General features: G+C 40.2%; 16 protein-coding genes and 1 pseudogene. 9 read left to right on the forward strand and 8 right to left on the reverse strand.

The genetic code is table 11. The annotated features are described in order from the left end of the window. The first annotated feature begins 58 nt into the window (after positions 1-58). From HCN54_RS11625 to HCN54_RS17495, 3 genes and pseudogenes are all read left to right on the forward strand, one after another. Positions 59-1,129, forward strand: coding sequence for a branched-chain amino acid aminotransferase (locus HCN54_RS11625; protein WP_167597921.1), 1,071 nt, complete (start codon positions 59-61; stop codon positions 1,127-1,129). A 152-nt stretch (positions 1,130-1,281) separates the two neighbouring features. Next, positions 1,282-2,214: a peptidylprolyl isomerase gene (locus HCN54_RS11630; protein ID WP_167597922.1), complete on the forward strand. Its 933-nt coding sequence runs from the start codon at positions 1,282-1,284 to the stop codon at positions 2,212-2,214. Positions 2,215-2,364: 150 nt separating this feature from the next. Continuing rightward, positions 2,365-2,445: pseudogene (locus HCN54_RS17495) on the forward strand (30S ribosomal protein THX); the annotation flags it as partial. Between the two features lie 111 nt (positions 2,446-2,556). On the opposite strand, the gene yaaA reads toward HCN54_RS17495, so the two are convergent. The 5 genes from yaaA to HCN54_RS11660 form a co-directional block, all read right to left on the reverse strand. Beyond that, entirely contained in the window at positions 2,557-3,321 is a 765-nt protein-coding gene (yaaA, locus tag HCN54_RS11640) for a peroxide stress protein YaaA (RefSeq protein ID WP_167597923.1), read from the reverse strand. Between the two features lie 108 nt (positions 3,322-3,429). Next, complete coding sequence (locus tag HCN54_RS11645) at positions 3,430-4,125, reverse strand: ABC transporter ATP-binding protein (RefSeq protein ID WP_167597924.1); 696 nt, start codon at positions 4,123-4,125, stop codon at positions 3,430-3,432. A 59-nt stretch (positions 4,126-4,184) separates the two neighbouring features. Then, entirely contained in the window at positions 4,185-4,955 is a 771-nt protein-coding gene (locus HCN54_RS11650; RefSeq protein ID WP_167597925.1) for an O-methyltransferase, read from the reverse strand. 213 nt (positions 4,956-5,168) lie between these two features. Continuing rightward, the gene (locus tag HCN54_RS11655; RefSeq protein ID WP_167598902.1) at positions 5,169-7,043 is read right to left on the reverse strand and encodes an ABC-F family ATP-binding cassette domain-containing protein; all 1,875 of its coding nucleotides are present in this window, start codon (positions 7,041-7,043) and stop codon (positions 5,169-5,171) included. 51 nt (positions 7,044-7,094) lie between these two features. After that, complete coding sequence (locus HCN54_RS11660) at positions 7,095-7,481, reverse strand: nucleoside triphosphate pyrophosphohydrolase family protein (RefSeq protein ID WP_167597926.1); 387 nt, start codon at positions 7,479-7,481, stop codon at positions 7,095-7,097. A 48-nt stretch (positions 7,482-7,529) separates the two neighbouring features. Between HCN54_RS11660 and HCN54_RS11665 the strand changes: the two genes are divergently transcribed. From HCN54_RS11665 to HCN54_RS11675, 3 genes are all read left to right on the forward strand, one after another. Then, the gene (locus HCN54_RS11665) at positions 7,530-7,718 is read left to right on the forward strand and encodes a hypothetical protein (protein WP_072983583.1); all 189 of its coding nucleotides are present in this window, start codon (positions 7,530-7,532) and stop codon (positions 7,716-7,718) included. Positions 7,719-7,801: 83 nt separating this feature from the next. Next, on the forward strand, positions 7,802-8,857 hold the full coding sequence (locus HCN54_RS11670; RefSeq protein ID WP_167597927.1) for an SRPBCC family protein: 1,056 nt from the start codon (positions 7,802-7,804) through the stop codon (positions 8,855-8,857). Between the two features lie 245 nt (positions 8,858-9,102). After that, positions 9,103-10,311, forward strand: coding sequence for an MDR family MFS transporter (locus HCN54_RS11675; protein ID WP_072983579.1), 1,209 nt, complete (start codon positions 9,103-9,105; stop codon positions 10,309-10,311). On the opposite strand, the gene HCN54_RS11680 is transcribed toward HCN54_RS11675, so the two are convergent. Both HCN54_RS11680 and HCN54_RS11685 read right to left on the reverse strand, forming a co-directional pair. After that, positions 10,301-11,701: a hypothetical protein gene (locus tag HCN54_RS11680; protein ID WP_167597928.1), complete on the reverse strand. Its 1,401-nt coding sequence runs from the start codon at positions 11,699-11,701 to the stop codon at positions 10,301-10,303. The two genes, HCN54_RS11675 and HCN54_RS11680, sit on opposite strands and share 11 nt — an antisense overlap. A gap of 100 nt (positions 11,702-11,801) precedes the next feature. After that, a complete protein-coding gene (locus HCN54_RS11685) occupies positions 11,802-11,999 on the reverse strand; it encodes a DUF1328 domain-containing protein (RefSeq protein ID WP_072983575.1) in 198 nt (65 codons plus the stop codon). Between the two features lie 234 nt (positions 12,000-12,233). Between HCN54_RS11685 and lipA the strand changes: the two genes are divergently transcribed. The 3 genes from lipA (at position 12,234) to HCN54_RS11700 (ending at position 16,391) form a co-directional block, all read left to right on the forward strand. Continuing rightward, a complete protein-coding gene (gene lipA, locus HCN54_RS11690; RefSeq protein ID WP_167597929.1) occupies positions 12,234-13,106 on the forward strand; it encodes a lipoyl synthase in 873 nt (290 codons plus the stop codon). Between the two features lie 11 nt (positions 13,107-13,117). Continuing rightward, positions 13,118-14,113, forward strand: coding sequence for a type I glyceraldehyde-3-phosphate dehydrogenase (gene gap / locus HCN54_RS11695; RefSeq protein ID WP_167597930.1), 996 nt, complete (start codon positions 13,118-13,120; stop codon positions 14,111-14,113). Positions 14,114-14,180: 67 nt separating this feature from the next. Beyond that, complete coding sequence (locus HCN54_RS11700) at positions 14,181-16,391, forward strand: response regulator (protein ID WP_167597931.1); 2,211 nt, start codon at positions 14,181-14,183, stop codon at positions 16,389-16,391. Here HCN54_RS11700 and lpxK read toward each other — a convergent pair. Next, a complete protein-coding gene (lpxK, locus tag HCN54_RS11705; protein WP_167597932.1) occupies positions 16,381-17,400 on the reverse strand; it encodes a tetraacyldisaccharide 4'-kinase in 1,020 nt (339 codons plus the stop codon). The genes HCN54_RS11700 and lpxK overlap by 11 nt on opposite strands. Between the last annotated feature and the right edge of the window lie 130 nt (positions 17,401-17,530).

Here is a 17,530-nt window from a genome sequence, read left to right on the forward strand (position 1 = left end):
TTCTTGCGCACCCGGACTTTGAGAAAATGATAAATTTGTAGGATAAAATTCAACAATAATGACAGATACATTAAAAGTAACCAAGATCGCCGAGTCTAAAATCAATCAGGTTGACTTTAGTAATCTCGCTTTTGGTACCGTCTTTACAGACCATATGTTTGTTTGTGAATACAAAAACGGAAAATGGCAAACGCCTGAAATCCTTCCTTACGGTCCTCTGCAAATGGATCCTTCTGCAAAGGTTTTTCACTATGGGCAAGCCGTGTTTGAAGGCATGAAAGCCTATAAAGATGACAAGGGTGATGTATATATGTTTCGTCCTGAAGAAAATTTTAACCGTATTAATAAGTCTGGTGAGCGATTGGCAATGCCTGCTTTTGAAAAAGACTACTTTTTTGACGGTCTAAATACACTTTTAAATCTCGACAAAGATTGGATTAAACCGGGAGAGGGTAATTCGCTTTATATTCGCCCGTTTGTTATCGCTACAGAAAATGGAGTTTCTGCTTCGCCTTCAAGTGAATATAAATTTGTGATCATTTGCGCACCGGCACAAGCATATTACAGCGGTGAAGTTCGCGTATTGTTTGCTGATCATTACAGCCGTTCTGCAGATGGCGGTGTAGGTTTTGCTAAAGCTGCCGGAAACTACGCAGCGCAATTTTACCCAACGGAATTAGCAAAAGCTAAAGGCTACAACCAAGTAGTTTGGACGGATGCTAACACACACGAATATCTGGAAGAAGCAGGTACGATGAACGTGTTTTTTAGAGTAAACGACACGCTTCTGACGGCGCCTACAAACGATCGTATTCTTGACGGAATCACCCGTAAGAGTTTGATCGAACTGGCAAAAAGCCAAGGCATCAATGTAGAAGTACGACCTGTAAAAGTTGCTGAAATTGTAGAAGCTGCCGAAAATGGCTCGCTTAAAGAAATGTTTGGCGCTGGTACTGCTGCGGTAATCTCGCCAATTTCAGGATTCACGCATAAAGAGAAAGCTTTTGATCTTCCTAAAATGGAAGACTCATTTGCTACCAAGTTAAAGAAACAATTAACCGAGTTACAAGCAAATCGTGCTGAAGATCCATTTGGATGGCGTTACGAGGTGCCTGCTATTGAGGTATAAAACGTTTTGATTTCGCTTTCGCGAAAATGACACTAAAAAGCTCCTTACAAACTATTGCAAGGAGCTTTTTTATATGCAGTAATCAGGGGCACTAAGGTTTTGTGTTTGCCTACTTTAGACGTATTTTTGCACCTCATTTTTAAATTGATACGATGCAAGACGGAATATATGCTAAGTTTCACACGCCAAAAGGCGAAATTCTAGTGAAATTAGAACACGAAAAAACACCGGGAACGGTAGGAAACTTTGTTGCTTTAGCCGAAGGAAACCTTGAAAACTCAGCTAAAAAACAAGGAAACCCGTATTACGACGGACTGAAATTTCACCGTGTAATTCCAGATTTTATGATTCAAGGGGGATGCCCTCAAGGAACCGGAACCGGAAACCCGGGTTACCAGTTTGATGATGAGTTTGACTCCAGCTTAAAGCACGATGCTCCCGGAAAACTTTCTATGGCAAATGCCGGCCCGGGAACAAACGGAAGTCAGTTTTTTATCACGCATACTGCCACTCCTTGGTTAGACGGAAAACACACTGTTTTTGGTAGCGTAGTAGAAGGTCAAGATGTGGTAGATGCTATCGCCCAAGGCGACACTATGGACAAAGTAGAGATCATTCGTCAAGGCGCAGAAGCGGAAGGCTTTAATGCTGTTGAAGCGTTTAGAACTTTTGAAGGAGCACGTGAAAAACGCATCGCTGAAGAACGCGAAAAACGCAAAGCCGAACTTGATAAATTAAGCGAAGGTTTTAAAGAAACAGAAAGCGGATTGCGTTACCAGATCATTCAAAAAGGTGATGGTAAGAAAGCTGAAAAAGGAAAAATGGTTTCTGTGCACTACAAAGGTCAGTTGGCTGACGGTACTGTTTTTGACTCTTCATATAAGAGAAATCAACCTCTGGATTTTCAAGTAGGTGTAGGTCAGGTGATTTCTGGCTGGGATGAAGGTATTGGCTTACTTCAAGTAGGCGACAAAGCGCGTTTTGTGATTCCTTCAGATTTAGGATATGGTAGTCGCGGTGCCGGTGGTGTGATTCCTCCAGATGCGATTTTAGTTTTTGACGTAGAATTAATGGACGTTAAATAAGATACGTTTTCTTAAGAATAGCAAAGGCTGCCTTTTTCGGGCAGCCTTTTTTTTGCTCAAATTTGAAATTAACAGGCTGAAAATATGCAGTTTGGTCTTCCGCTTATGATTGCTTATATTCCAAATAACTAATAACCAAAACAAATTAAAATGGGAAAAGGAGATCAAAAAACTAAACGTGGAAAAATTCATCGCGGCACTTACGGTAAACTAAGACCGCGGAAGAAAAAAAGCAGCGCGACTACCGCTGACGTCCCCACGAAGCAAACGGCTACCAAAACAAAAGAGGCCGACAAAGCGACCTCTGATAAAAGTTTAGCAGACAAAAAGCCGTAGAACTAATTATCTAACGAAAACCAATTCGTTTTTATCGAGATCGGAGTATTGCTCACTGAAGCCATACCCGTCGTAATCAAAGCCCTTGAGTTGATCTATGGTTTGCACATCCTTATCTATAATGTAGCGCACCATAGAACCCCGGGCTTTTTTTGCATAAAAAGAGATAATCTTGAGTTTTCCGTTTTTGTAATCTTTAAACACAGGAGTAATAACAGGAACTTTCAATTTTTCCGGCTTCACCGATTTGAAATATTCGTTACTTGCAAGATTTAAAAACAGTTCGTCTTCTTTTAATTCAGCATTCAAAGCTTCAGTGATTTTATCGTCCCAAAAATCGTACAAGTCAGCATTACGACCTGATTTCAATTTGGTTCCCATCTCCAGACGATAGGCTTGCATGAGATCAAATGGCTTCAATACCCCATAAAGACCAGAAAGAATACGCAACGTATCTTCTAATTTATCTAGTTTTTCAGTCGGAATCGTGTACGCATCAAGACCGGTATACACATCACCATCAAAAGCATAAACCGCAGGGCGCGCATTTTCTTTAGTAAATGGAGTGGAAAATTCTTTATAACGCTGGTAATTGAGATCAGCTAATTTATCGCTGATACTCATCAAGTCTGAAATTTCAGCTTTGGTTTTGCGCTCTAATTTTTTATTCAACGTTTCAGCTTCCTGTAAAAACTGAGGCTGCGAACTTCTCGTGGTTGGCAATTTTGATTCAAAATCCAGCGACTTGGCCGGAGAAACAACTGCTTTCATATCGTTTAATTTTCACCAAAAATACGCATTCGTAAAAACGTTCTAAGTCAGTTTTAATAAGTTTTAATAATTGTAGAATTTGAAAAGCAGATATCAATAGCTTCCAACTTAAACTCCTACAGACCTACGCACATCACTCTCGATCAGTCCGTCTCGTAAACGAATTACACGATGCGCATGCTCTGCAATATCCTCTTCGTGTGTAACCAAGATCACGGTATTTCCGGCAGCGTGAATCGCATCAAAAAGGCTCATAATTTCTACTGAAGTTTTAGAGTCTAGGTTTCCGGTAGGCTCATCGGCAAGAATGATTGAAGGCTTATTGACCAAAGCCCGGCCTACAGCAACACGCTGGCGCTGCCCTCCTGAGAGTTGGTTGGGTTTATGATCCATACGATCTGCCAGACCTACATCTTGTAGCACTTCTTCAGCACGTTTGTGGCGCTCCGGTTTTGAATAGCCCGCGTAAACCATGGGTAAAGCAACATTATCGAGTGCCGTAGTACGAGGCAACAAATTAAAGGTTTGAAATACAAAACCAATCTCCTTATTACGTACCTCCGCGAGTTCATCATCAGTCATCGCGCTCACATCCCGATTATTTAAAATATACGTCCCGGAAGTCGGTGTATCAAGACACCCCAAAAGGTTCATCAAGGTAGATTTCCCAGAACCGGAAGGCCCCATAATCGCAACATACTCACCTTTATCAATTTGTAAATCGATGCCTTTTAAAACGTGAACAATTTCATTTCCCAACGGAAAATCACGACGAATATCTGTTATATCTATTAAGCTGCTCATAGGATGACTACTCTATATTTTGAATATAAGTAGATAAATTGAGAATGGAGTTACAAAATTTATATTCTAATTTTAAAATGCTCTTCAACCTGCTCGGTTCTAAAGAATACAAATCCTAGCCAAAAGCAATCTACCGTAACGCTCACCCGAGGGTGTTGCTTGATCAACTCCCAGGCTTCCGTCATTTCTGGTGACCAATAGATATCATCAAAGATCCATACACTGTCGTTATGCGCAGTAGGCAGTAATTGCTCGAAATAGTTTAACGTCGCCTCCTTACTGTGGTTTCCGTCGAAATAAATAAGATCAAATTTTTCTGTAATCACCTGCGGAAGTGCCTGCTTAAAATCACCTACAACAACCTCAACATTTGAAAGTTCTGCGCTTTTTAGATGCTTCTGAGCCACGGCAGTGGTTTGCGGGCAACCTTCTAAAGAAATTACTTTTCCGGTTTTAGGTGAAGCCAAAGAAACCGTGGCTAAACCCACAGAGGTTCCTAATTCTAAAATAGCCTTTGGTTTAAAATAGGCAACTACGCGATAAAGCAGTTTCATTCTGGAGAAACGCGCTCCGGCGTGTTTGGCTATATCTTTAACCGCGCGTCTATTGCTTTTAAAAACACGTGATCCCGCGCCAAAGTCGGTTACTTCAATAACTTCATCGGATTGACGAAGCTTATTTTGATAAGCTCGAAGTTGATTTTTAGCTTCTTTTGAAATTTTTCGGTAAAGGCATTTCGTAACAAATGTGTACACAAAAGGAGAATGCACCCCGTGTTGATTGGTTGCTTTCCGCAGAAATTGTGAATAAGCTTTAATAATGTACCACATTCTCAGTTCTTAAGTTGTGTAAATTGATCTAATTATTAAATCGCTTTGTCTATCTGTTTTTCATTACCTAAACCCAACTTTCTGCACTGCGCTCTGTATCCAAAATTCACACTCAAAATTCTAAATTTCTAATTCGCAATTTCTCCTATTGCTAACGTTTACCTACTGCCGAAGACGAATTTTGCACTTCGTATTTCGTACTTCTAAATTCGCCTAACCTTCCATCTTGGCGCTTAAATCAAACCAACGCTCGGTAAATTCGTCTATTTTATCCTGAATCTGTTGCAGCTCCACAGAAGCTTGATTGATCTCATCTCCTGACAAATCGGGATTTAGAAATTCGGCTTCCTTCTTTTCCTTTTCCTTTTCAAGCTTGGCGATATCGCGTTCCAGTCGGTTGTATTCCTTTTGCTCGTTATAAGAAAGTGCACTTCCGGCTGTTTTCCAATTGTCTTTATTGGTTTCCTTTTCCACTTTAGGCTGTGGATCTTCCTCCTGTATAACTGCCGGACCAGCATCATAAGCTCTAAAATCAGAGTAATTTCCCGGAAAATCTTCAACCACCCCTTGACCTCTAAATACAAAAAGGTGGTCAACGATCTTATCCATAAAATAGCGATCGTGCGAAACCACGATCAAACATCCCGGATAATCCAGCAAGAAACTCTCAAGCACATTGAGCGTCACAATATCCAGATCATTAGTAGGCTCATCGAGAATTAAAAAGTTAGGATTCTGAATAAGCACCGTACATAAATATAAACGCTTACGCTCGCCTCCACTCAATTTTTCAACGAAGTCGTATTGCTTTTTTCGGTCAAATAGAAAACGCTCTAAAAGCTGACCTGCAGAAATCTGGCGCCCCTTTTTCAACGGAATATAATCCCCAAATTCTTTGATGACATCAATTACCTTTTGACCGTGCTTGATCTCAATTCCCTTTTGTGTATAATAGCCAAATTGAATAGTCTCCCCGATCACGATCTTTCCGCCATCGGGTGGCATTTTCCCTGTAAGGATATTGAGAAATGTAGATTTTCCGGTTCCATTTTTACCGATGATCCCAATACGGTCTGCCCGCTGAAAATTATAGTCAAACTTATCAAGGATCACACGATCTTTAAAGGACTTAGAAACTTTGTGCAGCTCTACGATTTTACTCCCCAAGCGTTCCATATTAAGCTCGAGTTGTACCTCGTGATCGTTACGGCGTTTGTGTGCGCGTTCTTTTATTTCGGCAAAGTCATCGATACGCGATTTTGACTTTGTAGTACGCGCCTTGGGCTGGCGACGCATCCACTCCAATTCCTTTTTAAAAAGCTGTTTTGCCTTTCCCGTTTCAACTTCTTCGTTAGTAATTCGGGCATCTCGTTTCTCTAGGTAATACGCATAATTCCCTTTATAACTATACAGTTTACCTTCATCCAACTCGATGATCTCATTACACACCCGCTCTAAAAAGTAGCGGTCGTGCGTTACCATAAACAGCGTAAAATTCTCTTTGGCAAAAAACTGCTCTAACCACTCGATCATCTCGAGATCTAAGTGGTTCGTAGGCTCATCAAGAATAAGCAAATCAGGTTTACTGAGCAGCATATTGGCGAGTGCCAAACGCTTTTTCTGTCCACCGCTTAACTTTTCAACCTTACGATCAAGGTCATCCAGCTTCAGCTGAAATAATATCTGCTTGTACTGTGTCTCAAAATCCCAGGCTTGATGGGCTTCCATCTGATCAAAAGCTTTCTGATACGCTTCGGTATCTTCCATATTTTGAAGCGCATGCTCATAGGCTGAAATCACATTTAAGATCTCATTATCGCTATCAAAAATGGTTTGTTCTACGGTAAGATTAGGGTCAAGATCGGGTTCCTGAGGAAGAAAAGAAATCTTGATGCCTTTGCGATATACCACCTGCCCACTGTCTGGATTCTCAGCTCCCGCCAGAATATCAAGCATCGACGTTTTACCGGTACCGTTTTTGGCCACTAAGCCAATTTTCTGTCCTTCGTTAATACCAAAAGACAAATCTTTAAACAATACCCGCTCGCCAAAAGCTTTAGCGATAGACTCTACCGAAACATAATTGATTGCGCTCATAGGCTGCGAATTTAGCCTTAATAAGTGGAGAAAAAAACTAGATTAATTATCCAGAATCTTTTTAATATTTGGTTTGAAATAAGCTGGACCTTTTAAGACTTTACCGTCCTCGCGGTACACCGGTTTACCATCAGCTCCTAACTTACTCATATTGCTGCGCTGAATTTCATCAAAAACTTCTTCGATCTTATGTTGCATCCCGTGTTCTAAAATGGTTCCGCATAAGATATAAAGCATATCACCCAACGCATCGGCTACTTCGGTAAGGTCATTATTATTAGCAGCTTCTAGATATTCTTCATTCTCTTCTTTCATCAAATTGAAACGCAACAAATTTTTAGCCTCGCCCAAGTCGGCCTTTGGGGCTTCTTCAATTCCTAATCCAAAGGTGCTATGAAATTCGTGTACCGCAGCTAATCGTTTTTTCATCGTAATATTCTGTTTTAAAGACTTAATTTTGACTAAAAATACATTAAAATGTTCACTACCGGTCAATGGGTTTTTGCGGCCTTGTTCTTTATCGCTTTTGTGTTTTTTGTATCACGCAGCTATCGCAAAGACCGCAAACTTCACAAAAAAGAATACCGAGGATCTTTCTGGATTTTGATAGGTTTTATCGTTTTTGTGGCGCTGCTTTTTCTTATTAAATTAACGCTTAACAAGTAAGTTACTTTTCTTAATTCTTCTTTTGTGGGAATCTCCTACAATCCGTTTTAAATTGCTAACTTAGCTGTTAAACCCATTCCTAAATGAAAATATTAAAATACCTCTTCTTTCTACTGCTCATTGTTTTTATAGCAGGTGCTATTTATTTTGCTACTAAAGACGGTACTTATGAAATTGAAGAATCAAAAATTATTGACGCTCCTGTAAGTGTGGTTTTTGATAAGGTTAACGAATATAAAACTTGGGAAACCTGGGGACCTTGGAAACAAGAAGACCCTACAATGGTTTTTAATTATCCCGAAAAAACCAGCGGCGAGGGCGCGAGCTATTCGTGGAATGGTGAAGAAGTAGATGGTGCTATGCGAACCACTTCGGTTATCGAAGATCAACGTATTGAGCAAGACATCACTTTTATCACTCCGGGAGGAGAGCGCGATGCAAATGTGTTTTGGCAATTTGAAGAAGTTGAAGAAGGTACTAAAGTAACCTGGGGAATCAGAGGCGAACATACCTTAATAGACAAAGCCTATTTCACTCTTGGTGGTTATGATTTTGATGGTGAAATGCGCGCGATGTATGACAAAGGTCTGACTGCGTTAGACCAACTGATCAATGCTGATATGAAAGTGTACAGCATTGATGTAAGCGGCATTACACAATATAGCGGTGGTTTTTATATGTATGCCACAACAGCCACCTCTATTGAACATATTGATGAAAAAGTTATGGAGCTTATTCCACAGGTGAAATCTTTTATGGAAGGTAATAACATCACCATTCTGGGAAAACCGCTCACTATTTACAACTCTAAGGACTCTGTAAATAATAGCGCAATCATTTCAAGTGGAATTCCTACAACTTCAAGAATAGTAGTACCTGAAGACAGCGCTATTCTTTGTGGATTTTTACCGGCCTACACCGTTATAAAAACGCGACTAACCGGAAACACCAGTAATCTTGATGAAGCTTGGAAAAAAACCGAAGCTTATATGCAGGAGAACAATTATGTGGCCGCTCCCGAAAGCAGCAAATTTGAATTTTACATAGTAGGCCCTGAGGACACCCCTAATCCGGCTGAATGGGTAACCGAACTCTACCTCCCGGTACAAGTAGAAGAACTGCCAAGCGGAAGTCTTTAATTTTAATTAAAAAACAAAAGCTTCTACTGAAAAAGTTTTAGTAGCTTTAACTTAGCAAACGACCTTGATGCAATAAATACAGATGGTCGACCATAAATTCGATTATAATGAAATTTAAAAACACATCATATCGCCTAGTAAAGGAATATCCTTCTCTTCCAGACGTGCTGTGTTGATACATAAACCTATTTTATAAACGCAAAAAGTCTGGTCTTATCGCCAGACTTTTTTTATTTACACCCATCGTGAAACGCATTTTTACTTCTTACCTCAATACCTTTAAAGGACTATCAAAAGAAATCTGGTGGCTTGCATTGATCACGCTGGTAAATCGGGCGGGTGCAATGGTGATCCCGTTTTTATCATTATACCTCAGAGACGACTTAGGATTTAGTCTAAGCCGTGTAGGTTGGGTAATGACGTGTTTTGGGTTTGGTTCACTTTTTGGCTCTTGGCTAGGCGGAATTCTATCTGATAAACTAGGATATTATAAAACCATCCTTTTAAGTCTTATCGCTACCGGAATTGGATTTTTAGGCTTGCAGTTCATCACTAGCTTTTGGGCGGTATGCATTGGCTTTTTTGCCTTGATCACAGTAGCAGATATGTCTCGGCCTGCTTTTTTCGTTGCGCTGAGCGCCTATAGCAAACCGGAGAACAAAACGCGGTCGTTAACCTTAATTCGTCTTGCGATCAATTTAGGATTCTCAGCAGGCCCGGCTTTGGGCGGAATTATCATTGCAAGTATTGGATACTTTGGTTTATTTCTAGCAGACGGCATTACTTGTATTCTCGCCGGCTTGCTGCTCATTCAAACGTTGAACCCAAAAAAAGCCAAAGAAACAGATCAAGAAAAAATGATTGAAAATCCCTTAGCGCCTCACAAAGACCGTCTATATGTTATATTCCTGATCGCACTTGCTTTATTCGGAGTTGTATTTGTTCAATACTTTTCTACTGTACCGGTTTATTATAAAGAGGTTCGTTTACTTACGGAATCGCAAATTGGCCTTTTGCTTGGAATGAACGGATTGATGATCTTTTTATTTGAGATGCCATTGATCGCTTTTATGGAAGCTAAAAACTGGAATCACATTTCTAATGTAATTGGCGGATTAGTTTTGACCGGACTGAGTTTTGGTTTTTTCTATTTCAGCGGTTGGAATGGGGTTTTAATACTGGGTATGGCAGTTGCCACTTTAGGCGAGATGATCGCGTTCCCATTTGGAAATGCCTTTGCCTTACGCCGAGCTAAACTGGGCAGACAAGGAGCATATATGGGATTGTACAGTATGTCTTTTTCGCTTGCGCATATTTTTGGCCATAACAGTGGGATGCAACTTGTGGACCGCTTAGGTTACAAAAGCACTTGGGCCATTATGGCTGCAATAACAGTGGTTGCTTTGCTTTTATTGATCTACGTTAAAAGAAATAAGGATTTCTCTAAAATTTAGATTTGCCCAAATAACTTTCTACAAGTTCGTTGTAGGTTGGCTTAATACGCAGCAATTCGGTTTTTGGGATCGAGTACAGCGCCTCATAATCGTCGTAGCCTTGCTTCAGCAATTCTTCTAGATAAAAATAAGCTGTATTGTCATCTCCATCAATGGCTGCTAAACTAATTATGTCTAAATATGCCGTATCATTTTCGGGATCCAGTAACGTGCGTAATACATTAGCAAAAATGCGCTGATCAAAAAGTGCCACCCGGTTTAAGGTCAGAAAATCGGTGACAACATAATCAATATAACCTAGCATACGTTTAGCTACTTTTTGTTCTTTAGGCTTCGCCGAATTTTGTGCCGCAGCTCTAAATTGCTGTATACGTTCATCCCAATAACCCAGATTGGAAAAACTACCCAGCGCAAGATCTTCATCTAAAAAGTAACTAATATCATCCAGCAGCAACCCTTCTTCTATATCATCAGATCGCATATAGCGTTTTTCTTGTTTGTACGCATCAGATCTTCTCAACCCACGCTGCAGATCGCGCAACGGATCAAGATCAACATTTCCGCGGTATTCTCCTTTTAAATCTGTAGCCAACTCATAGGCATTGACATATTCTTCTGCTAAAGTCAATTGTTTAATGGTGTTGAGATCTGTTTGATATTGACGCTGCCATACCGTATCAGAAAGCTTTTTATTTAAACGCTCATTATTGAGGTGATACAATCTATTGATCAATGTGCCCATTAACGCTGCCGACGGCCAAGTTTTTGTTTCTTCAATAAAATAGAGCGTATTGTCATTATTGTAGGCTTTCATCATATAGAAATAATCTTCCATCTGATAATAGTTAGGTGAAGCTTCACCAACCACTCCAATCGCTAGGTTTTCTTGCGCCTGATCTGCAAACCTATTTGCGAAGTATACGTCATCAATTAAAAGTAAATTAGCTGTTCCTCTTACGATGTAGGATAAGGCACTTGCTACCTGTGCACCACTCTTGTGCCCCGCCAGATACACATTACTCATATCCAGAGAAACCTTTCTAAACACATCTTGCATAATATGCAGTCCCATTTTTGCATTGGCATCAAGACTGTCTAATGCTTGCGGCAAGGGTTTATTATTAGCAACGATGATATAATTTTCGCCCTGTAATGCAGATACAAAAAGTCGGGTTGCTTTAGTACCCTCCCCATCTGAGTCAAAAATAAACAACGCATTAGACGGATTGTTCACATCGTAGGTTGGCGGCAAATAAATAGAATATGGAATGCTTATAGAATCGTTAGCGGTCACGGTTTCGGTCACTGCCCCACGATGTAAAACTTGCTCTTGTGCTTTTAAACCGTAAACAGAGATCAAAAGAAGTAGAGCTAAAGAAAGATTACGCATAAAGTTTTTACTATTCTTATCAATAATTATGCTACAATTTAGACATAAAAAAACTGCTTTGTATTAAAGCAGTTCTAAATTCAGGAATGAAAAGGCTGATTTATGATTTTACCTGTTGCGCAATAGGCTTAGGATTCTTCTTAAATAAAAATTTAGCAAATAAAGAAACTACAAATAAATCTGCTGAAATCAGAAATAAGATACGTGCAGCTTCGGTTGCCCAAAGATCAAACCCTCCAAAACCATAAATTCCTGTTACAATCGCAATTATCAAAAAAGGAAGTGTAAATCGTTTCATAATAGAGTGTTTTTGTTTAATACTGATGTAAAAGTAGTGCGGTAGTCTTGCTTCTTATCACAACGATTTCCTAATTACCTAAATTTTAACGCAAGTACTAAAACTCTCTTAACAAGCAAATTACCCAGGCCAAAATGTAAGCTTTTAAGCGTAGAAGAGACCACCAACACAAAACACAGCAGTACCTGTTATTTGAAGTACAGTTTGTATCTTTGCTGACCTAAAAGAATTGTGATGAATACTGAAACATTAGCAGCACCGGTTCATAAACCAAAACCTAAATGGTTGCGTGTAAAATTGCCCACCGGCAAGAAATACACAGAACTCAGGAGCCTCGTAGATAAGTATGATTTACACACTATCTGCACCTCAGGAAGCTGCCCAAATATGGGAGAATGCTGGAGTGAAGGAACGGCGACATTTATGATCTTAGGTAACGTATGTACCCGTTCTTGCGGATTCTGTGGTGTTAAAACCGGCAGGCCAGATACCTTAGATTGGGAAGAACCAGAAAAAGTAGCTCGTTCCATCAAGCTTATGAAAATTAAGCACGCGGTAATTACTTCTGTAGACCGTGATGATCTAAAAGATATGGGTTCTATAATGTGGGCTGAAACGGTTAAAGCCATCAGACGCATGAACCCTGACACTACCTTAGAAACTCTTATACCCGACTTTCAAGGAAACGAGCGCAATATTGATCGTATCGTTGAAGTGGCGCCTGAAGTGGTCTCTCATAATATGGAAACCGTAAAACGCCTCACCCGAGAAGTGCGTATACAAGCGCAATATGAGCGTAGTTTAGGCGTGCTTAAATATTTAAAAGAGCAAGGCATCAGACGTACCAAATCAGGTATCATGCTAGGTCTGGGTGAGACTGAAGAAGAAGTCATTCAAACCTTAAGAGATTTACGCGATGCTGATGTTGACGTGGTGACCATTGGTCAGTATCTTCAGCCTTCTAAAAAACATCTTGCGGTGAAACAATTCATCACGCCAGATCAATTTAAAAAATACGAGACTATAGGTTTAGAAATGGGCTTCCGTCACGTAGAGAGTAGTGCACTCGTGCGCTCTTCATATAAAGCTCAAAAGCACCTTAACTAGACGTATTGCGCATGAGAACTATCAAAATCGGGATCAACGGTTTTGGACGCATCGGTCGGAGACTCTTTCGACTTTTGCACGAGCATCCACAAATTGAAGTAGTCGCCATAAACGATAAAGCCAATGGTGCAACTTTAGCGCATCTGCTTAAATACGACAGTATTCACGGCATTTTCCCACCGGAAATTAGTTATCAAGATGCTGCCCTCTATGTCGATCAACAAGTAGTTCACCTTTATCAGGAGTCTGATCCAGAACGCATTCCTTGGAAAAATCACGATCTGGACCTCATCGTTGAAGCTACCGGTAAATTTAAAACCGAAGAAGCGCTTCTCCCACATCTTGAGGCTGGCGCTCCCAAAGTCATTCTAAGTGTTCCACCGGCAGATGACCATATCAAAACGATTGTGCTTGGCGTAAATGACACCTTGCTTGATGGTAGTGAGCGCATCATTTCTAATGCGAGTTGCACCACCAACAATGCCGCCCCAATGATTAAAGTGGTAAATGATTTATGCGGAATTAAGCAGGCGTATATCACAACGGTACATTCGTACACAACTGATCAAAGTTTGCACGATCAGCCGCACGCAGACTTAAGACGCGCGCGAGCTGCAGGGCAATCTATTGTACCCACCACAACTGGTGCCGCAAAAGCGCTCACTAAAATTTTTCCAGATTTAAGCGAAGTAATTGGTGGCTGCGGAATTCGGGTACCGGTGCCTAACGGATCTTTAACTGACCTTACCTTAAATGTCGCTCGCGAAACTACAATAGAGGAAATTAACGCTGCTTTTGAAAACGCCGCTTCACATGAACTCAAAGGCATTTTAGAGTTTACAAATGTTCCTTTGGTTTCTATTGATATTGTAGGGAATACCCATTCGGTGATTGTAGACGCTCAAATGACCTCTGTGATTGGTAACTTGGTGAAACTCATAGGTTGGTACGATAATGAGACCGGTTACTCTTCGAGATTGATTGATCTCATTCTTAAAATCTCTTAAAAATTCTTAAAGTTTTCTGTAGATATTCTATCAAAGTGTCTATATTAGTGACTTAATGCGTCAAAAAATGCTGATCGACAGAAAACTACTTGTCGTCTTATTTACCCTAATTTCCGTGGTCTGTTTTGGTCAACAATCAAGCAGATCTGAAAACGTACAAAACATTCAGATTGATTCGCTTTTACTAGGTGGAATCTACGCAATGGAGCAGGCAGATTTTGAATCGGCGATCGTCAATATCAAAAAAGCCGAAGCCCTTTCGATAAAATCATTGAATCAAAGTGGCGAAGCGATTAGCAACCAATTGCTTTCTAAAATTTATTTTGAGCGCGGCGATCCTAAGCTCGCTACTCCGCTTATTCTTAATGCCATTAAACTGCACCAAGAACTTCAAGAATTAGACAATCTGGGGCAAGACTATTTGATTTATAGTCAAATCCTATCTAAAACCGGAAATTACGAGCGTGCACTACCCTTTTTAGAAAATGCCGCATTAATTTTTGAAAGCACGCGCGATGAGGACTCCAGAGTTCAGTTGGCCACGACCTATTTGTATGAGGGCAACATTTTGCAGGAACTCAAAAACAATGAAGAAGCCCTATTAAAATATCAGCAAGCCGAAGCGATTTTAAACAAAACAAAGGGCAAACACAGTTATTTGCTTTGCCGCGTTTTTTTACAACAGGGCAGAATGAATTTCCTGCTCAATCAGTTGGATACTGCTTTGTCGTATGCTAACAAAGCACACGAACTCAGTTTAAATAATAATTACCCGCAGCTTGAAGTTGATGGATTGAATTTATTGAGCACCATTTATTCCGCGCGACAAGAATTTGAGGAAGCTTTCAGCTACCTTTCTTTATACAATCAAAAACGCAGCAGTTATTTTGGTGAAAACAATTCAACTGCAAAAAATGTCGCGATTCGCAATGCGTTGCTCGCCAACATCAATGCTGATGATTACGACCCGGCAAAACGCGTTCAGGCTAATAAGATCACAACCGTACTCATTATTGCACTGTTTACTATTTTGTGTCTTTTAGCTCTATCTCTTTATAAGAACAATAATTTACGCGCTAAGGCAAACGAGCTGCTGCAAGCTAAAAACGCCGAACTGATGATCGCCAAAGAAAATGCCGAGAAGGCTTCTGTGGTTAAGGCGCAGTTTTTATCTACGATCACGCACGAACTTCGTACTCCTATGTATGCAGTAACCGGACTCACGCATTTACTTTTAAGTGAAAATCCTACCGAAGAGCAAAAGAAGCATCTTGACTCCTTAAAGTTTTCAGGAGAATATTTGCTCTCGCTCATCAATAACATTCTTGACCTCAACAAGCTTGAGGCCGATAAGGTCGAAGTTGAACAAGCAACCTTTAATCTACGTAAACGTGTAGATGATGTATTGTTTGCTTTGGAGCGTTCGGCGCAAGAAAAAGGCAACAAGCTCAATCTGGAATATGACGAAGAAATTCCTGATCAGATCATTGGTGACCCATTAATGATTTCGCAGATCCTCATCAATTTGATCGGTAACGGAAATAAATTTACCAGAGACGGGGATATTTTTATTCGTATCAAGCAATTGAGCAGTAATGAAAGTCAAACTTATCTTCATTTTGAAGTTGAAGATACCGGAGAAGGTATCAGCAAGAAAAAACAGAAAGATATCTTCCAGAACTTTACTCAAGGTTCGGTACAGATCAATCGAAAATTCGGCGGTACCGGCTTAGGGCTTTCTATTGTTAAGCGCCTGCTCACCCTTCAAAAAAGTAAAATTGAACTGGAAAGTACGCTTGGAAAAGGCTCTAAATTCTTCTTTGACATCAAGTATGGCCTGACCAAAAGCAAAACTAACGAAACCGAAGAGCGCGTGTACGAGATAGATTACGAGGCCCTAAAAGGCAAAAAGCTGTTGGTAGTTGAAGACAACAAGATCAACCAAATGATCACCCGCAAAATTCTTGAAAAAAATGAGATGATGTGCGAGGTGGCAGACAATGGTGAAATCGCTATTGAAAAAGTACGCTTTGAGAACTTTGACTTGGTTTTAATGGATATTCATATGCCGGGAATAAGCGGTATCGAAGCGACTCAGAAAATACGCGAATTCAATAAAGACCTGCCTATTCTAGCCTTAACAGCGGTAACCATTGAAGAAAATATTGACGATTTTTATCTGGCCGGTTTCAACGACATCATCCCAAAACCTTATAAGGTAGAGGAATTCTTCTTTAAAATCCATAATGCCTTAAAACGTAAAAACGTTATTCTTTAGGGACCTGCTGCTTCACAAAATTCAGCAGATCATTGTTGAAACGTTCCGTTTCTTTTAAAAACTGCATTTCAATAGGCACATATAGCAACGTAGCTTTATGCAATTTGCCGTTTAAGCGCATATAGTCTTTTTCGGTGGTAAGTATGACTTCGTGTTGATCTAAAGCATGTAGTTCTTTAGGAGTAAAATTATGATGATCCTTAAACCGAAGCGCTTCAAAGTTCAAGTTTTTCCCTTTTAAAAAATCAAAAAAAGGCTCTGGTTTCGCGATACCGGTTACCACTGTAATTTTCTTATTACGTAATGTACTATAGTCAGTAAAAGCTGGGTTTCCTTGAATTTCACCGTAACCAATACTGCTAAAATAAACCGGAGCATTACTATAAGTTCCAATCTTCGTTTTTATAGCTCGCATTTCCCTTTCGCCTAAACTTGAAGGGCATTTAGTAACTACAATACAATGCGCTCGGGATGCTCCTTGTCTAGACTCTCTTAAATTCCCTGCCGGAAGCACCAGATCTTTGTAAAACAAATCATTATACGCCGTAAGCATAATCAGGTATCCAGGCTGTACCTTTCTGTGCTGAAAAACATCATCTAAAACCACTACCTCAGGTTTTGGAGTTTGCTTCATCAACCTGGCGATACCGGTTTGACGATCTTCGCAAACAGCAACAGCCACCTCCTTAAATTTTGTAGCAAATTGCAAAGGTTCATCCCCTACTTCGCTAGCGTGAGCCTCCGGGGTGACGGGCAAAAAACCTTTGGTAGACCTGCCATATCCTCTACTTAAGGTCGCCAGATGATACTCCTCCTTCAAAAGATGCAGCACATACTCCGTCATTGGTGTTTTTCCGGTACCGCCAACGCTTAAATTACCAATACCAATCACCGGAAAATCATACGATCTTTGTTCGAATATTCCCTTCTCAAATAGGCAATTGCGTACTCGGGTAACCCCGTCGTAAGGCACCGAAAAAGGCCAGAGTATTTTTCGCAAGTCTTTCACAACGCCGAAGGTATTACTTTTTAAACTTTTGAACGCGTGACTTATTTGTTAACCCTGACAAAACAAGATTTAGCAATAAAATAAGTAGCTTCACTTATCGCAATCTTTACCTTTACCACTTATTAGAATT

Source organism: Leeuwenhoekiella sp. ZYFB001 (assembly GCF_011784865.1).
In the GTDB taxonomy this organism is placed as follows: domain Bacteria; phylum Bacteroidota; class Bacteroidia; order Flavobacteriales; family Flavobacteriaceae; genus Leeuwenhoekiella; species Leeuwenhoekiella palythoae.

Bases quoted from the DNA above. Each gene is read 5' to 3' on its own strand.
- HCN54_RS11625 (WP_167597921.1), top strand. From the start codon at position 59: ATGACAGATACATTAAAAGTAACCAAGATCGCCGAGTCTAAAATCAAT.
- HCN54_RS11630 (WP_167597922.1), top strand. From the start codon at position 1,282: ATGCAAGACGGAATATATGCTAAGTTTCACACGCCAAAAGGCGAAATT.
- yaaA (WP_167597923.1), bottom strand. From the start codon at position 3,321: ATGAAAGCAGTTGTTTCTCCGGCCAAGTCGCTGGATTTTGAATCAAAA.
- HCN54_RS11645 (WP_167597924.1), bottom strand. From the start codon at position 4,125: ATGAGCAGCTTAATAGATATAACAGATATTCGTCGTGATTTTCCGTTG.
- HCN54_RS11650 (WP_167597925.1), bottom strand. From the start codon at position 4,955: ATGTGGTACATTATTAAAGCTTATTCACAATTTCTGCGGAAAGCAACC.
- HCN54_RS11660 (WP_167597926.1), bottom strand. From the start codon at position 7,481: ATGAAAAAACGATTAGCTGCGGTACACGAATTTCATAGCACCTTTGGA.
- HCN54_RS11665 (WP_072983583.1), top strand. From the start codon at position 7,530: ATGTTCACTACCGGTCAATGGGTTTTTGCGGCCTTGTTCTTTATCGCT.
- HCN54_RS11670 (WP_167597927.1), top strand. From the start codon at position 7,802: ATGAAAATATTAAAATACCTCTTCTTTCTACTGCTCATTGTTTTTATA.
- HCN54_RS11680 (WP_167597928.1), bottom strand. From the start codon at position 11,701: ATGCGTAATCTTTCTTTAGCTCTACTTCTTTTGATCTCTGTTTACGGT.
- HCN54_RS11685 (WP_072983575.1), bottom strand. From the start codon at position 11,999: ATGAAACGATTTACACTTCCTTTTTTGATAATTGCGATTGTAACAGGA.
- lipA (WP_167597929.1), top strand. From the start codon at position 12,234: ATGAATACTGAAACATTAGCAGCACCGGTTCATAAACCAAAACCTAAA.
- gap (WP_167597930.1), top strand. From the start codon at position 13,118: ATGAGAACTATCAAAATCGGGATCAACGGTTTTGGACGCATCGGTCGG.
- HCN54_RS11700 (WP_167597931.1), top strand. From the start codon at position 14,181: ATGCTGATCGACAGAAAACTACTTGTCGTCTTATTTACCCTAATTTCC.